The organism is Capnocytophaga catalasegens (genome assembly GCF_026005215.1).
In the GTDB taxonomy this organism is placed as follows: Bacteria; Bacteroidota; Bacteroidia; order Flavobacteriales; family Flavobacteriaceae; genus Capnocytophaga; species Capnocytophaga catalasegens.
The window spans coordinates 55,701-71,296 of the sequence record NZ_BPMA01000036.1; the positions used below are offsets into that span (position 1 = coordinate 55,701).

General features: G+C 34.3%; 11 protein-coding genes. 3 read left to right on the plus strand and 8 right to left on the minus strand.

The genetic code is table 11. The features are described 5' to 3' along the window. From ligA to OO775_RS10050, 6 genes are all read right to left on the minus strand, one after another. The gene (ligA, locus tag OO775_RS10025) at nt 1–2,022 is read right to left on the minus strand and encodes an NAD-dependent DNA ligase LigA (protein WP_264846950.1); all 2,022 of its coding nucleotides are present in this window, start codon (nt 2,020–2,022) and stop codon (nt 1–3) included. 83 nt (nt 2,023–2,105) lie between these two features. Further along, complete coding sequence (locus tag OO775_RS10030; protein WP_264846951.1) at nt 2,106–3,080, minus strand: deoxyhypusine synthase family protein; 975 nt, start codon at nt 3,078–3,080, stop codon at nt 2,106–2,108. Nucleotides 3,081–3,424: 344 nt separating this feature from the next. Further along, entirely contained in the window at nt 3,425–5,194 is a 1,770-nt protein-coding gene (locus OO775_RS10035) for an aminopeptidase P family protein (protein ID WP_264846952.1), read from the minus strand. Between the two features lie 38 nt (nt 5,195–5,232). Continuing rightward, entirely contained in the window at nt 5,233–6,003 is a 771-nt protein-coding gene (locus OO775_RS10040; RefSeq protein WP_264846953.1) for a DUF6261 family protein, read from the minus strand. Nucleotides 6,004–6,585: 582 nt separating this feature from the next. Continuing rightward, nucleotides 6,586–8,481 carry a S9 family peptidase gene (locus OO775_RS10045; RefSeq protein ID WP_264846954.1) on the minus strand — a complete coding sequence of 632 codons (1,896 nt, stop codon included), beginning with the start codon at nt 8,479–8,481 and terminating at the stop codon, nt 6,586–6,588. A 23-nt stretch (nt 8,482–8,504) separates the two neighbouring features. Beyond that, complete coding sequence (locus tag OO775_RS10050) at nt 8,505–8,999, minus strand: hydrolase (protein ID WP_264846956.1); 495 nt, start codon at nt 8,997–8,999, stop codon at nt 8,505–8,507. A 151-nt stretch (nt 9,000–9,150) separates the two neighbouring features. Between OO775_RS10050 and brnQ the strand changes: the two genes are divergently transcribed. After that, entirely contained in the window at nt 9,151–10,440 is a 1,290-nt protein-coding gene (gene brnQ, locus OO775_RS10055; protein WP_264846957.1) for a branched-chain amino acid transport system II carrier protein, read from the plus strand. Continuing rightward, nucleotides 10,441–11,586, plus strand: coding sequence for an aminotransferase class I/II-fold pyridoxal phosphate-dependent enzyme (locus OO775_RS10060; protein ID WP_264846959.1), 1,146 nt, complete (start codon nt 10,441–10,443; stop codon nt 11,584–11,586). A gap of 42 nt (nt 11,587–11,628) precedes the next feature. On the opposite strand, the gene OO775_RS10065 is transcribed toward OO775_RS10060, so the two are convergent. Continuing rightward, the gene (locus OO775_RS10065; protein ID WP_264846960.1) at nt 11,629–12,000 is read right to left on the minus strand and encodes a DUF4293 domain-containing protein; all 372 of its coding nucleotides are present in this window, start codon (nt 11,998–12,000) and stop codon (nt 11,629–11,631) included. A 264-nt stretch (nt 12,001–12,264) separates the two neighbouring features. On the opposite strand from OO775_RS10065, the gene rho reads away from it, so the two are divergent. Next, nucleotides 12,265–14,019 carry a transcription termination factor Rho gene (gene rho, locus OO775_RS10070; RefSeq protein ID WP_264846961.1) on the plus strand — a complete coding sequence of 585 codons (1,755 nt, stop codon included), beginning with the start codon at nt 12,265–12,267 and terminating at the stop codon, nt 14,017–14,019. 69 nt (nt 14,020–14,088) lie between these two features. On the opposite strand, the gene OO775_RS10075 is transcribed toward rho, so the two are convergent. Continuing rightward, nucleotides 14,089–15,387, minus strand: a complete 1,299-nt coding sequence (locus OO775_RS10075) for a hypothetical protein (RefSeq protein ID WP_264846962.1) — start codon at nt 15,385–15,387, stop codon at nt 14,089–14,091. Nucleotides 15,388–15,596 lie beyond the last annotated feature (209 nt).

Consider the following 15,596-nt stretch of genomic DNA (forward strand, 5'->3'; position numbering starts at 1 on the left):
TTAAATCATCTGCTCAAAATCTGATTCGGAAATGATAGGTATTCCTAATTTGGTTGCTTTTTCAAGTTTGCTCGGTCCCATATTAGCTCCTGCTATCACATAATTTGTTTTCGAAGAAATAGATGACCCTACTTTCGCACCATTTTTTTCTATCAGTTCTTTTAATTCATCACGTGAATATTTCTCAAAAACTCCCGAAACAACAAAAATCAATCCTTTCAATTTATCTGAATCATTTGCTAAGTCCTCTTCTTTAATAGTCATTTGTATTCCGTAGCTTTTCAATCGGGCGATTAAAACTCGATTAGTTTCATCTTGAAAGAAATCAACTACACTTTGAGCTATTCGTTCTCCGATTTCATCAATAAGCAAAAGTTCTTGATAAGTTGTTTTTTCTAATTTTTCGATAGAATGATATTCACGAGCCAATTTTTTAGCAACTGTTTCTCCTACATATCGTATTCCTAAGGCAAACAATACACGCTCAAACGGAATTTGCAATGATTTTTCAATACCTTGAATAATATTATTAGCACTTTTTTCTCCCATTCTCTCCAAATACTGCAAATTTTCAGGTTTCAATTCGTACAAATCTGCATAATTTTTTATAAGTTTCTCTTTGAAAAGAAGCTCTATCGTTTCAGCTCCCAGCCCTTCAATATCCATTGCTTTACGCGAAATAAAATGTTGAATACGCCCCGTTACCTGCGGAGGACACTCATAATTTGGACAAAAATGCTGTGCTTCGCCTTCTTTTCTAACTAATTCTGTATTACATTCTGGACAATTTGTAATATATTGTATAGGTTTAGAGTACAAAGGACGCTTTTGTATATCAACACCAACAATTTTGGGAATAATTTCCCCTCCTTTTTCAACAAAAACACTATCTTCCAAGCGAATGTCAAGTTTTGCAATTTGATCAGCATTATGAAGTGATGCTCGTTTTACAATAGTTCCTGCCAAGAGTACAGGCTCCAGATTGGCCACAGGAGTAATCGCTCCTGTTCTACCAACCTGATACGAAATACTATGTAACTGAGTTACAACTTGTTCAGCTTTAAATTTATAAGCCATTGCCCAACGTGGTGATTTTGCTGTAAATCCAAGCTCTTCTTGATAATGTACCTCATTGATTTTAACCACTACACCATCGGTTTCATACGGAAGCTCGTGTCGATGCGTATCCCAATAATTGATAAAATCCATTACTTCATCAGTTGTTTTGCAAAGTCTTGACTGATTAGGTACTTTAAATCCCCATTCTCTTGCTTTTTGTAAACTTTCAAATTGTGTTTTCAATGGCAAATTATTCCCTACGATAGTATAAAGCAAACAATCAAGAGGACGCTTAGCTACTTCGGAGCTATCTTGTAGTTTGAGGCTTCCACTTGCAGTATTTCGCGGATTCATATACGGATCTTCTCCTTCTGCTATTCGCTCCGCATTCATTTTGGTAAATCCTTCTTTGGTAAGAATTATTTCTCCGCGAATATGAAATTTCTCAGGATACTCACCTTGTAGTAACAAAGGAACACTTTTTATTGTACGTACATTGGCTGTTATGTCGTCGCCTTGTATACCATCTCCTCGTGTAAGCGCTTGTTTTAGTACTCCATTTTCATATGTTAAATCTACCGAAGCTCCATCGTATTTTAATTCACAAACAAATGTAAGATTATCTTGCCCAACGAGTTTGATAACTCTTTTTTCCCAATCTTCTAATTCTTCCTTAGAATACACATTATCAAGCGAATACATTCTATGTTCGTGCTGAATGGTCTGGAAATTTTTAACAACTTCCCCTCCTACTCGTACGCTGGGCGATTGAGCATCATAGAATTCAGGATATTGTCTCTCGAGTGATTGTAACTCTTTGAGTTTCATATCAAAATCATAATCAGAAATCGTAGGATTATCCAATACATAATATTTATAATTATGCTCAGTCAGTTCCTTACGCAAATTTTGTATTTTATCGAAAACTTCTGCTTTATTGCTTTCTAAACTAAATAAATCCATAGAAATTTGAGTATATTAAATTACAAAAAAGCTATCCAATCAAATTTATGAATAGCCTTTTTCAACTTACTTTGTAATAAATATTATTTTCCTAAAACATATGCAAAAATAAGTGGAGCTACAATTGTCGCGTCAGATTCTACGATAAACTTTGGAGTATTAACATCTAATTTACCCCAAGTAATTTTCTCGTTAGGCACTGCCCCCGAGTAAGAACCATAGCTGGTAGTTGAGTCTGAAATTTGGCAGAAATATGCCCAGAAAGGCACATCAGTCCATTCCAAATCTTGGTACATCATCGGTACGACACAAATTGGGAAATCACCTGCTATCCCTCCCCCTATTTGGAAGAAACCTACACCTTTCCCACCCGAATTGGCTCTATACCACTCAGTTAAATATACCATATATTCGATACCTGACTTCACTGTTGCGGCTTTTAATTTGCCTTTAATAACGTTTGAAGCGAAGATATTCCCCGTAGTAGAGTCTTCCCAACCAGGACAAACAATCGGTAAGTTACGCTCGGCAGCGGCTACAATCCACGAGTTTTTCGGATCGATTTCGTAATATTGCTCCAACACTCCCGAATTGACTACTTGGTATAGAAACTCGTGCGGAAAATAACGTTCTCCATTGGCTTCTGCCTTATGCCAAACAGCTTCCAAATGCTTTTGTAAACGACGAAAAGCTTCTTCTTCGGGAATGCACGTATCTGTTACTCTATTGTAGTGATTTTCAAGCAAATCCCACTCATCTTGTGGAGTCAAATCACGATAATTAGGAACACGTTTGTAGTGTGAGTGAGCCACCAGGTTCATTACATCTTCTTCGAGATTAGCTCCCGTGCAAGAAATGATATCTATTTTACCTTGGCGAATCATCTCGGCAAGCGAAATGCCAAGCTCGGCTGTACTCATTGCCCCGGCAAGCGAAACTAACATCTTTCCTCCTTCCAAAAGGTGTGTTTCGTATCCTTTGGCTGCATCTACCAATGCTGCAGCATTGAAATGCAAAAAATTCTGCTCAATAAATTGAGAAATTGCTCCTTTATTCATTTTTTTATATTTCAATTATTAGGGAGCAAAGATATAATTTATAATACAAAAAACCTATTTTAACCTCTATTAAATTTAAAAATAAAATAAATACTTGCATTCCTTTTCATTAGGGAAAATCTACAAAAGGAAATAGCTACTATTAGAATAAAACAGGAATAACCTTTTTATAATTTAGGGTAGTTATAGATAAATTAGATAACTATTTTTAATAGAATAAACTTATTTTAAATAATAAAAATAAATGTTTTATTACTAAAAATATAGACAAATATTATACTTATAGTAACTACAAAATAAAAAGGCTATTATTATGAATAGCCTTTTCTCTTCTTTTTTATTTATTAGATAGCTTTGCAAGCATTTGCAAGCCAATTTCGTTGCTCGGTAGGTAATAGTGGTGCAATTTCTTTCTCTACACGACTATGATAAGCATTAAGCCAATTTCGTTGTTCGGTGGTAAGGAGATGTACAAGTATTGGTCGTGTATCAATGGGACAAAGTGTTAAAGTCTCAAAGTGATAAAATTCGCCAAACTCAGAAGTTCCATCTTTTTGGACAGCTACTAAGTTTTCAATGCGAATACCATACATATTCTCTCGGTATAAACCTGGTTCATTGGAGCAAACCATACCTTCTAATAAGGGGATATCACGTAAGTCTTTACGAATGTTTTGAGGACCTTCATGTACATTTAGAAAGCTTCCTACACCGTGTCCTGTTCCGTGTCCATAATCGCGGTGCTGACGCCAAAGGGGCATACGAGCAAAAGCATCAAGTTGGACACCACGCGTACCCTTTATGAATTTTGTCATGCTCAAATCAATCATACCTTGAAGTACCAACGTATAATCATATTTAAAATCATCAGAGTACTTACCTAAGGGAATAACTCGTGTAATATCGGTCGTACCTTCTCGATACTGACCTCCTGAATCAATAAGTATTGTACCTTTATCAAGAACAGACTTTGCAGTTTCTTTATTAGCTGAATAATGTACAATAGCACCATTCCCTTCGTAGCCAACTATCTCTCCAAAGCTATTCCCTACAAAATTTTCTTGCTTTGCTCTAAATTCCTCTAAGGTACGACCTATGCTATACTCATCCATAGCCTCTTTCCCTACTTGCGTCTCTAACCAATATAAGAAATGAATCAATGCTACAGCATCTTTTTTCATAGCTATACGAAAGCCTTCTAGCTCTGTAGTATTCTTTATTGCCTTTTGAAGTTGTGAAGGAGGTTCAGCTTGTATAAATGTATTTGTACTTTTAAGTGCTTCATATACAGACTGATTTGCATTACCAGAGATTAAAACCTTTTGAGCTTCTATCTTAGCTAATTCATCAAAAAAGCTATTATAAGGTAGCAGGGTTATATTAGCTTCTGATAAGTGCTTTTGTACCGAAGCGTCACATTTATCTATATCGGTAAATAGCTTCACTTTGTTGGGGGTAATAATCAGATAACTTAAAAATACTGGATTATATGCTACATCACTACCACGCAAATTGGTTATCCATGCAATATCATCTAAGGTAGTTACAATGTGAATTGTAGCACCTTCTTTTACCATTTGGCTACGAATCGAAGTTATTTTATCCTGAACTGATTTGCCTGCATATTGTATTGGTTGTATAAAGATAGCATGTTTTTGGTCAATAGGCCGCTCTTTCCATACTGATTTTAGTAATGGATTATCTACTAAAGTAGCTTCTTTAGTTGCTAACTTATGAGTAAGTAGCTCCCAAGCTATGTGTGAGGTACAAAGGGCATTTACTGCTACTTTACCTGCTTGTGGTATTTCTTGTACGAGCCAATCTATATAGCTTGGTGTTCCTTCTACGCCATCTTTGAATAATACAAAACCAGAGTCTTGAAGCTGGTCAGCTGCTTGTACAAAGTAACGAGAATCTGTCCAAACACCTGCTTTATCTAACGTAATTACAGCTAAACCTGCCGAACCTGTAAATCCTGAAATCCAAGCACGTTCTAACCAAAACTCAGGGAGGTATTCACTGGCATGTGGGTCAGCGCTATATACTACAAAAGCATCTATCTGGTTTGCTTTCATTTCGGCTCGTAAATCCATTAGCCTTTCTCTTGTTTTCATACTTACTAATTTTTTTAATAAATAAGTTATATCTCTACTTATAGGTTTATAGAATCTTTATCTTCGGTCTTCATTCCATTTTTAGCAGAAGAAGATTGCGCTAATCGTTGTTTATTAGCATTCTTAGTATCTTCAATTAATTTATTAAGTAGGTTAATAAAAGATATACTTTCTTCTGACGGATTTATCAAATTCATCGCATAGGCATATCTTACTACTTCATAATAAAGCTCACGAGTTTCTTTACGAACTTTCTTTACATTAACTAATAAAACATTAACCTGATTTTCAGCACGTCCTTCTAAGAGCTTTTGATAGCGTTGGTTCAAATCTTCCAAAGCGGTTACGGACTTTTGAAGTCCTAATATATTCACGTATTGTTCTAACTGAGGTTTTTTAAGATCTTTGAGTAGTGCATCAATCGCTTGTGATTTTTGCCGAATAGGCAAGGTTTGTACTCCTTTGTAGTTTTTAAACTCTTTATAGAGTACAGTAGCTGCTTCTTTACGTGAAGTTACTACATTTTTGCGCTCTAAACTAAACGAAGATACAACAAACGATAGCAATTCGCTACGTTGTTTATCAAGTGATATTAGTTTTTCAGTCTCTTGGCTTAATCTACTTTGTCGAGAAGCCTCGGTAAGTAGTTCCAAATTTCGTTTTAGCTCATTGAAAACATCTTCTTTTACTGATAATTTTTCCAATGTTGCATTGGTTGCTAGATTGACAACCCCTTTCATAAATTGAGCAAACTCATCATTATTTAGCTTATCTAAGGCTAATGAGTTGATAGTTGTTAAATTTTTCATTTGAAAGCTATTTAATTGTTGCAAAGGTACTATATTTTATTTATATAAAGTTACTTTTTTTACTATTTTTTTTATTATTTTTTTCAATGAAGTAGTTTTTTTTATAAAAATATATAAGAAATGCTATTTTTTAGAAGCTAATAAATAAGATAGTTCTTATAAAATCTATTGGCTTAGCACTAATTTTTTTTCAGTGTACAACAAAATCTATTTTTTTATACCTAAAAAAAATAAAAAGTTATAGCAAATACATTTTCTTATAGCTAACAAACTACAAAACCTATTTCCAATACATTTTTTTATAGCTAACTAATTAAAAAATACTTTTCCAATCTATTTTCTTTTACCTACAAAATAAAAAATCTACTTTCCAACTTGTTTTCTTTTATCTAAAAAAAATAAGAGGTCATAGCAAATACATTTTTTTATAGCTAATATGTATAAAACTATATTTCTAATCAATTTTCTTTTACCTAAAAAATAAAAAATCTATTTTCAAATCTGATGAATAACTAATAAAAAATATAAAATCTATACTATTATATATAATAGGTATATCCCACTTGTTTTTTATCCTTATTCTTATAATGTTTCTTTAAGCCAACGATAAAAAGTTCTTTGCCAGAATATTCCGTTTTGGGGCTGTAATATCCAGTGGTTCTCATCAGGGAAGAAAAGCAGTTCGCTTTTTATACCTTTAAGCTGTGCCGCTGTAAAGGCTTGGAAGGCTTGTTCTTTGGGTACTCGGTAATCTTTTCCTCCTTGTATAATCAAAATAGGTGTTGTCCAGTTATTTACAAAATTGATAGGATTAAACTCACTATATGAGCGTACTGCCGTAGCATTTTTTTTCCAATACGCTCCTCCTTGTTCATTATTATTAAAGAATTTTTCTTCGGTTGTACCATACATACTACGAAGGTCAAATACACCACAATGGGTTATAAAGGTCTTAAATCGGTTTTGGTGAATACCTGCTAAGTAGAACACTGAGTATCCGCCATAGCTTGCCCCAACGGCTCCTATCCTATTAGCATCTACATACGATTCTTTTTTAATGTCATCAACTGCCGATAGGTAATCGCGCATTACCTGTCCACCCCAATCACCACTTATTTGTGCATTCCATTCGACACCGAATCCCGGCATACCCCGTCTATTGGGTGCTACCACAATATAACCATTCGATGCCATTAGCTGAAAATTCCATCGGAAGCTATAAAATTGACTTAATGGAGACTGCGGACCTCCTTGGCAATAAAGTAAGGTAGGATATTTCTTACTTGGGTCAAAATCGGGTGGATAGATAACCCACGTAAGCATCTTTTTATTATCTGTAGTAGTTACATAACGTTCTTCTACACGGCATTTTTTAATCGTTGTATATAAAGCATCATTCTCTTTGGTAAGCTGCATAAGCTGACCGCTCTTAATCGAATATGTATAAATATCACTTGCATGATTCATATCCATTTTCGTAACAAGTAGCTTATCACCACTTTGACCTACAATGCTACTAATGTCATACTTCCCGCGTGTTAGTTGTTTTATAGCTACTTTATTTTTATTAAATGGAAATAGCTCAAAGAGCTGCGTTGTACCCTGAGTAGCAATAATACAATAGATAGAATTGCCCGAATCATTCCACATAAAGCTCTCAATAGTAAGATCAAAGTCTTTGGTTAGGTTTATTTTTTTTCCTTTATAATCTATATACAAATCATTCTTATCAGCTTCATTACCATCAGTTGCCATACTAAGCCAAGCCAGTACACCTTGAGAGCTGAAAGCTGGATTTCTATCATATCCCATCATACCTTCAGTTAAGTTTTTAGTCTGCTTGGTTTGCAGGTCATATTCATAAATATCTGTATTGGTACTCACTACATAGTCAGTCCTACGCTTAGCTTTGGTTACATAGAGTACTTTACTACCTGACGGATGCCAAATATAGTCTTCACTACCTCCAAAAGGCTCTTGCGGACAATAGTAAGGTAGCCCTTCTAATAGATCTATTTCTTGGGAAGGGTTAGCTACGCTTTGCAAAAATACGTGTCGGTACGTGCCATCTGACCACTTATCCCAATGACGGTAGTCAAGATTTGTATAGAGTTTCCCAGAGGATTTTTTTAGGTCAGCGTATATCTCAGGGGCTAATACATTTTCTATGCGAACAGGTTTATCAATTAGTACCCACTTTCCGTCTTTTGATACCTTTTGCTGCAATTTTTGAGCGGTCTCTGCCGATATTTCTACAGAAGCCCCTCCTACAATAGGGCACTTATAATAGGTACGCTCAAAGGAGTTTTTTTCTACATCGGGTGTAGTAACCGAATAAATAATTTCGGTTTTATTATCACTTAGCCCAATAGGACTAATGCGTTTTATCTGCCACAATTTCTCAATGGTCAATGCCTCTTGGGCAAAAGAATACCCCCCTACAAGGAGCGCTCCTAATAGTACAATTTTCTTTATCATATTAAAACAATTTACATATTTCACTAAGGTTTTATATCACTCACGTATAAGATTTGGTCAAGTGTTTTGAATGATAAACTCTTATCATCATTCAAGTCGAAGCGAACCAATAAGTGTCCCCAATCAAGTCCGTCCGAAAAGTCACATATCGCCCACTTTTGGTTTAGGACTTTAATTTTATTTATCTGGAATTTTTTCCCACGTCTTGGGCGATATTCAATAAGTGGGTGATGCTCATCTTTGGTGATATTCGTCTCCAAAAGTTTTGAGATAATATAATTCTCAGCATCTTCTATTCCATTTTGCTCAAAGAAGTAAAGCGCATCTTCATTACTCTTAATATCGAAGTACTGGAAGTCATATCGCTCATCTTGTAGTTTAAGTAGCGAATCTTTAAGTTGCTCTAAGGTAAGTTCTTCTACATGATCCAACGAATTTTGTTTCGTTAAAACCTTGTCTTTACAGGCATATATAGCATAAAAGCTAATTGCCAATGCAGTTAAAATAATCTTTTTCATTCGTTAGTGTTTGATAGTTCGCACAAAAGTAAACTTTTTTTTCAAAAATGATACAATTTTTCTAATTTTTTATACAAAAAATAGTTTTTAGCTCCTTTCTTATTGTTTTTTTAGAAAACTTTTGTACTTTTGTGCGATAAGAAGTTAGTATATGAAACAAGCCAATAATTCTTCAAGCAATCAATTTACTAAAAAAATATGGATTACTGCCTTTGCTATGTTCTCTATGTTCTTCGGGGGTGGAAACTTTATTCTTCCTCCGCAGTTAGGAAGCAAAGCTGAAAGCCAATGGTTGATTGTTGCATTAGGTTTCTGTCTTTCTGCAGTAGCAATTCCACTATTGGGAGTACTTGCACAAGCTAAATTACAAGGGACAATGCTCGATTTTGGTAAAAAAGTATATCCTAAGTTTGGGCTTATTATTGGCGCAGTTATGTATATAATCTGTCTTACGCTACCTATACCTCGTACAGCCTCTGTAGTGTATGAACTCTCAGTAGCTCCAGTGTTTTCTATCAATCCGCTACTATTCAATAGTCTATATTTTGCCCTTGTGGGCTACTTGTGTTTCAATCGGAATAAGATTATAGGTATCTTAGGAAAGTATCTAACGCCTCTTATGTTAGTTATTATTCTTTTTATGATAGGTAAAGCAATTTTCTTTATAGATAACCAAATCCCAACCTCACAAGCAACTAATCTGTTTGCAACTGGATTGCTCGAAGGGTATCAAACCTTTGACGGAATAGCCTCTATTATTATTGGGGGCGTAATTACCATATCACTCAATATGGACTCTTCACTTTCCTTTTCACAGAAAAAAAGAATTACTATATATGCTGGAATTATAAGTGGTATTTCCCTATTTATCATTTATATAGGTTTTATATATACAGGTACTATTCTTAGTAGCCAGTTTCCTGAACAAGCAACTCGTTCGCAGATACTCAGTGGAGTAAGTCAGCATACCTTAGGACAAATGGGGTATCTATTGCTAACAACAGCTGTAACTATTGTTTGTTTTACCACTGCCGTGGGAATTATTACTGGGGCTGGAGATTTCTTTAAGACCATTAGTGGAGGAACAAATAAGAACTACAACATCATAGTGATACTCTCTTGTATCGTAGGTATATTATTAGGAAAAACCGGAGTTGAGTACATTATCAAAATAGCAATACCTATTTTAGTACTTATCTATCCAATGGTCATTATGCTAATATTCTTAAATTTAGTATCAGACAAATGGACATCTACATTCATATTCCGATTAGTTATTAGCATTACCTTCCTATTTTCATTACCTGACTTTATCAGTGCATTAGGTATTACGCTACCAAGTTGGTTTAGTACTATTCCATTATCAAGGTATAATCTGGCATGGGTATTACCTGCTTTTGCAAGTTGGGGAATAGGTATTTTAATACAAAAAAGAAGCTAAATGAAAATTCCAAAGTCTATTTATGACAAATTAAACCAGCGAAAAGAAGAAAATGCCCTTAGAGAACTCTCCTCAGAAGCATTTCCGATTGATTTTTGGTCAAATGATTACTTAGGATTTGCCCGAAGTGAAGTTATTCAGATAGAAGCTGAGGCTATTTTAAAGAAGCTACCTCTGCAAAATGGAGCTACCGGCTCTCGACTTATATCAGGAAATCACCCTTTATATACCCAAGCAGAATCCTTTTTAAGTAGCTTTCATAAGTCAGAAGGCGTTTTGATATTTAACTCCGGATACGATGCAAATTTAGGAGTATTTAGCAGTATTCCTCAGCGAAATGATTTGATACTCTATGACCAATATATACACACTTCTATCCGTGATGGAATTTCACTTAGCCATGCAAAAGCTTTAAAGTTTAAACACAACGATTTATCACATCTTGAAGAATTATTAAGCCGATATACTCCATCATACAATGCAGTATATGTAGCTACCGAATCCGTATTCTCTATGGATGGCGATAGCCCCAATTTGGAACAAATGGTTCTACTCTGCAAAAAATACAAAGCATTTCTCATCGTTGATGAAGCACACGCCATAGGTATTTATGGTAAAAACGGAGAAGGACTTGTACAGCATCTATCCCTCCAAGATAGTATCTTTATCCGATTAGTTACCTTCGGAAAAGCATTAGGTAGTCACGGAGCAGCTATCTTAGCCCACAAAGAAGTAATTAGCTATCTTACAAACTTCGCACGTTCATTTATTTATACTACGGGCTTACCTCCACAGGCTATTGCATATACCTTAGCAAGCTATAAGCTCCTTACAGATAGCTCATGCAGAGACTTATTACATGCCAACATACATTTATTTCAAACCGAAATTACCCAACTCGGTTTATCGCACCTATTTATCTCATCTGAATCCCCTATTCAAGCTATGAAGCTCTCTTCTACTAATCTGGCAAAGAGCTATGCTACTAATTTGCAACAACAAGGTATCGGTATAAAACCCATTCTTGCTCCCACAGTCCCCAAAAACGAAGAACGATTACGCATATGCCTACACGCATTCAATACCAAGCACGAAATAAACCAGCTACTGACTCAAATAGCCCAAATAAAAAAATCCTACGCATAGCATAGGATTTTTTACGCACTAAAACTACTAAGATGATAGGTATTAGCGTAATCGGTCAGCTGATTTTACAAGTTGCTCGTCTCTGCGAATGGCTCTATTAGCCATAAATAAGAATACGATAGAAATGAGCGGAACAAGCACCAGAACACCTTTCTCAGAAATTTCCACCTCTCCAGATGAATTTAGCTTCCAATACACCAATACTCCCAGTATGATAAGGTTACAAAGTATGTTTATTCTATTGAAAACAAACTGCTTTTTTCTATTTTTGAACAAGAAAATACTAATAAGTGCCAATGTAGCAACAATTCCCATTCCGATATTTGTTATAAAATCTATCGGAAAAAGAAAAAGAACTATACTATTTATAAGTACAATTATTAGTAAATAAATAGTTTGTATGCGTTGTATCATTATATCAATATTATCAAGGGCAAAGGTAATAAAAAAAAATTGAGTAAAAAAATTGTTTTTTATAAAAAAATGTTGCAACTTTGCACCTCACTTCGGGTAGATACTTCATAATAAATACCCAAAAGATTAAAAAAACCTCATTATAGTTTATTATCTAAACAATATATTCTATTTTTACAACAAAATGAATTTAATTCTTTTGAGAATCAGTTCATTGATTTTACTTTAAGTTACGTATTTAATTATTAAATTTATTCATAACAAATGTTTGACATTTCAGATTTAAAGGAAAAGAAACTCCCTGAGCTTCAAGAACTTGCCAAAACGATGGGCATACCCAAATTTAAGAGCTTCAAAAAAGAAGAACTCATTTACCAAATTATTGATTTTCAGGCAGAAAATCCTAAAACAATAGAGATTTTTGCTCCAAAAAATCAGAAAACAAATTCAGCAAAAAAGAACGAAAAGAAACAAACAGCCAAAAAAGCTACACAAACTAAACAACTCAAAACCATAGAAACTTCTACTAAACCTACTATTGAAAAATCTTTGGAAGAAAAAACTCAAAAAGACGAAATAAAACCCAAAGAAACTTCTTCTGAAAAACCACAAATAGCTAAGAAACAAAATAAAAAAACTCAGAAAACCAATCAAAAAGTTGAAAATTCTTCACAACAAACACCAGCTACAAAAGAACCACAAAAAGTAGTGTCTCTGCAAACGAACACACAGCCTGCTCAAAGTATTCAAAATACTCAAAATCATAATAATAAACAAGTTTCTCAAAATCATAATAATAATATAAAACCAGAAAATGGTACAAAACAACCCAAAAATTCTTCGGGAAATAATGAAAATTTTGACAAAGAAAAACGCAATCGCTATCGCTCACCCGATTTTGAATTTGAGGGTATTGTAGAGTGTGAAGGTGTTCTTGATATTGTTCAAGATGGATACGGATTTTTGCGTTCTTCGGACTATAATTACCTATCGTCTCCTGATGATATTTATGTTTCTCAATCGCAAATTCGCCTTTTTGGACTTCGTACAGGAGATACTGTTTTTGGAACTGTACGCCCACCGAAAGAAGGAGAAAAATATTTTCCTTTAATCAAAGTTGTAAAAGTAAATGGTTGCGACCCACAAGAAATTCGTGATAGAGTGTCTTTCGATCATTTGACACCACTTTTTCCAATGGAACGCTTCAAAATAGCTGACAAAAATGCTACTATCTCAACTCGAATAATGGATTTATTTACTCCTATAGGTAAAGGACAACGCGGTATGATTGTAGCACAGCCAAAAACTGGTAAAACAATGTTACTCAAGAATATAGCTAATGCTATCGCTATCAATCACCCAGAGGTTTATCTAATGGTTTTGCTTATTGATGAACGCCCCGAAGAAGTTACCGATATGCAACAAAGTGTAAAGGGAGAAATTATTGCATCAACATTTGACAAAGAAGCTTCAGAACATGTAAAAATTGCGAATATTGTACTTGAAAAAGCAAAACGCCTTGTAGAATGTGGGCACGATGTTGTTATTTTACTTGACTCCATCACTCGATTAGCACGAGCTTATAACACTGTGCAACCGGCTTCGGGCAAAGTACTTACAGGGGGAGTTGATGCCAATGCTTTGCACAAGCCAAAACGTTTTTTCGGAGCTGCACGCAATATCGAAAATGGAGGATCTCTTTCTATCATAGCTACAGCACTTACCGAAACGGGGTCAAAAATGGACGAAGTTATCTTTGAAGAATTCAAAGGAACTGGTAATATGGAGCTACAACTTGACCGCCGTATTGCCAATCGCCGTATTTTCCCTGCTATTGACCTTGTTGCTTCTTCTACCCGTCGTGATGACCTATTGCTCGAAGAAAAAACACTTCAACGAATGTGGCTTATTCGTAAATATTTAGCTGATATGAACCCTATTGAAGCTATGGAATTTATGGAAGATAGAATTAGAAAAACACGTGATAATGAAGAATTCTTATTGACAATGAATGAATAAATTTAAAATAAAATAGAAAAAAGCTACCATTTAGGTAGCTTTTTTCTATGCTTATAATAATTTTACCCATTATTCAGGAAAACTTACTTTACGTGTTTTGTTAGTACTTGATAAAGTTGTTTCGTATGTTTCTATTGTTGGATTAAAAATATATCCTCTAATTTGAGTAACTTTTATTGTGTAAGTACCATACTCCAAAGAATATTGTTTAGACGATTTTCCTTCCATTCGTACATTAACGACCTCTTTCCCTGTACTATTGGTAATAACTACCTGATACGGATTTTTTGAGGTACATTCCAAAGTAAGTGTTCCTTTTTCGACAGGCGGTTTTACTGCACCAACATCAACAGTTCGGTTTTGAGCTGTTCTATCCACAGTTAGAGCAACACCTGCATATTTAGGTTTTGCAATTCCTGTTGTAGTAACAAATACATATTGTGATTTTTTTAAATTATCAAAAACAGCAACTCCTTCTGCATTAGTTTCTGCAACTGTTGATAAATGTGTATTTTTTATTGCAAGATCTATTGCTCTCTCAGAAGTTTCATCTTCTACTATTTTTTTGTAAAAATCATCATCTTTTCCAGAAATCCAATAACTTGCTTCAATAGCATAAACCTTTTGTAATGCAACTTTTTTACCATTTTTAGTAATTGTAATTTTCACAGGTTGTTCTGAAACAATATTGATAGTAGCTTGTTTCAAAGTTTTTTTATCTACATCTACATCAACTGCTTGGTATTCATTTTTCCCGAAGATTACAAATTTATATTTGCCAGAATATGTCAAATTATCAAAGGTTACAACACCCTCATTGTCAGTAGTTTTTTTAGTATTGAATGTTTCCTTCATCGTTTCTCTATATCCTGTAGTCTTTACTAATGTTTCAAAAGATTGAATTTCAAAACTACTTAATGCATACACTTCTTCATTAGCCGAAGGTTTCCCATCTCTTATTACTTTTATTTTTGCCCCAACTTGTTTCTTTTCAGCAGAAAGCGATATAGCATTATCTCCCTCTACAATAGTATGTTTTACCTCAGAAGAGATAAATTCATTTGTAGCTTTAACACTAATAATAAAATACAAATCTTTTCCTATGTAGTTTGCTACATCAAATGATGCTTTCCCATCAGTAGAAAGGTTTCTTTCTTGTTTATTAGTAACATATATATCTCCATTACTATCTGGTGTAAAAGTAGTTTCAGAAAGAATTACGCTTACTTCTGACATAGAAATACCTTTTACTGTCGCTGTAACCACTACTGTTGCTTTTTTATTTGTAGGTGGCGTTGGAGTTGGGTTAGGTGCTGGTGTTGGTTCATTACTATCTTTTGAACAACTTAATACACATAATGTTAGCAAACTGATTGCTACTAATGAATAGATTTTTTTGATAATAAAAAAATTAATAATTAAATTCCTCTTAATTCGATTTAGTTACATCTTGATAATTTACTTTTGTATATCCGTAATTAAAAATAATTTTGTATATTTGCCTCAAAATCAATAGTTATGAATATTTTCAGTTTCATGGCGCATTTCGGTACAGAAGCAGATTGTCGCAATCATTT

Coding starts and splice junctions, on each gene's coding strand:
- OO775_RS10030 (WP_264846951.1), bottom strand. CDS start 3,080: ATGAATAAAGGAGCAATTTCTCAATTTATTGAGCAGAATTTTTTGCAT.
- OO775_RS10065 (WP_264846960.1), bottom strand. CDS start 12,000: ATGATACAACGCATACAAACTATTTATTTACTAATAATTGTACTTATA.
- OO775_RS10045 (WP_264846954.1), bottom strand. CDS start 8,481: ATGATAAAGAAAATTGTACTATTAGGAGCGCTCCTTGTAGGGGGGTAT.
- OO775_RS10035 (WP_264846952.1), bottom strand. CDS start 5,194: ATGAAAACAAGAGAAAGGCTAATGGATTTACGAGCCGAAATGAAAGCA.
- OO775_RS10060 (WP_264846959.1), top strand. CDS start 10,441: ATGAAAATTCCAAAGTCTATTTATGACAAATTAAACCAGCGAAAAGAA.
- OO775_RS10040 (WP_264846953.1), bottom strand. CDS start 6,003: ATGAAAAATTTAACAACTATCAACTCATTAGCCTTAGATAAGCTAAAT.
- ligA (WP_264846950.1), bottom strand. CDS start 2,022: ATGGATTTATTTAGTTTAGAAAGCAATAAAGCAGAAGTTTTCGATAAA.
- rho (WP_264846961.1), top strand. CDS start 12,265: ATGTTTGACATTTCAGATTTAAAGGAAAAGAAACTCCCTGAGCTTCAA.
- OO775_RS10050 (WP_264846956.1), bottom strand. CDS start 8,999: ATGAAAAAGATTATTTTAACTGCATTGGCAATTAGCTTTTATGCTATA.
- brnQ (WP_264846957.1), top strand. CDS start 9,151: ATGAAACAAGCCAATAATTCTTCAAGCAATCAATTTACTAAAAAAATA.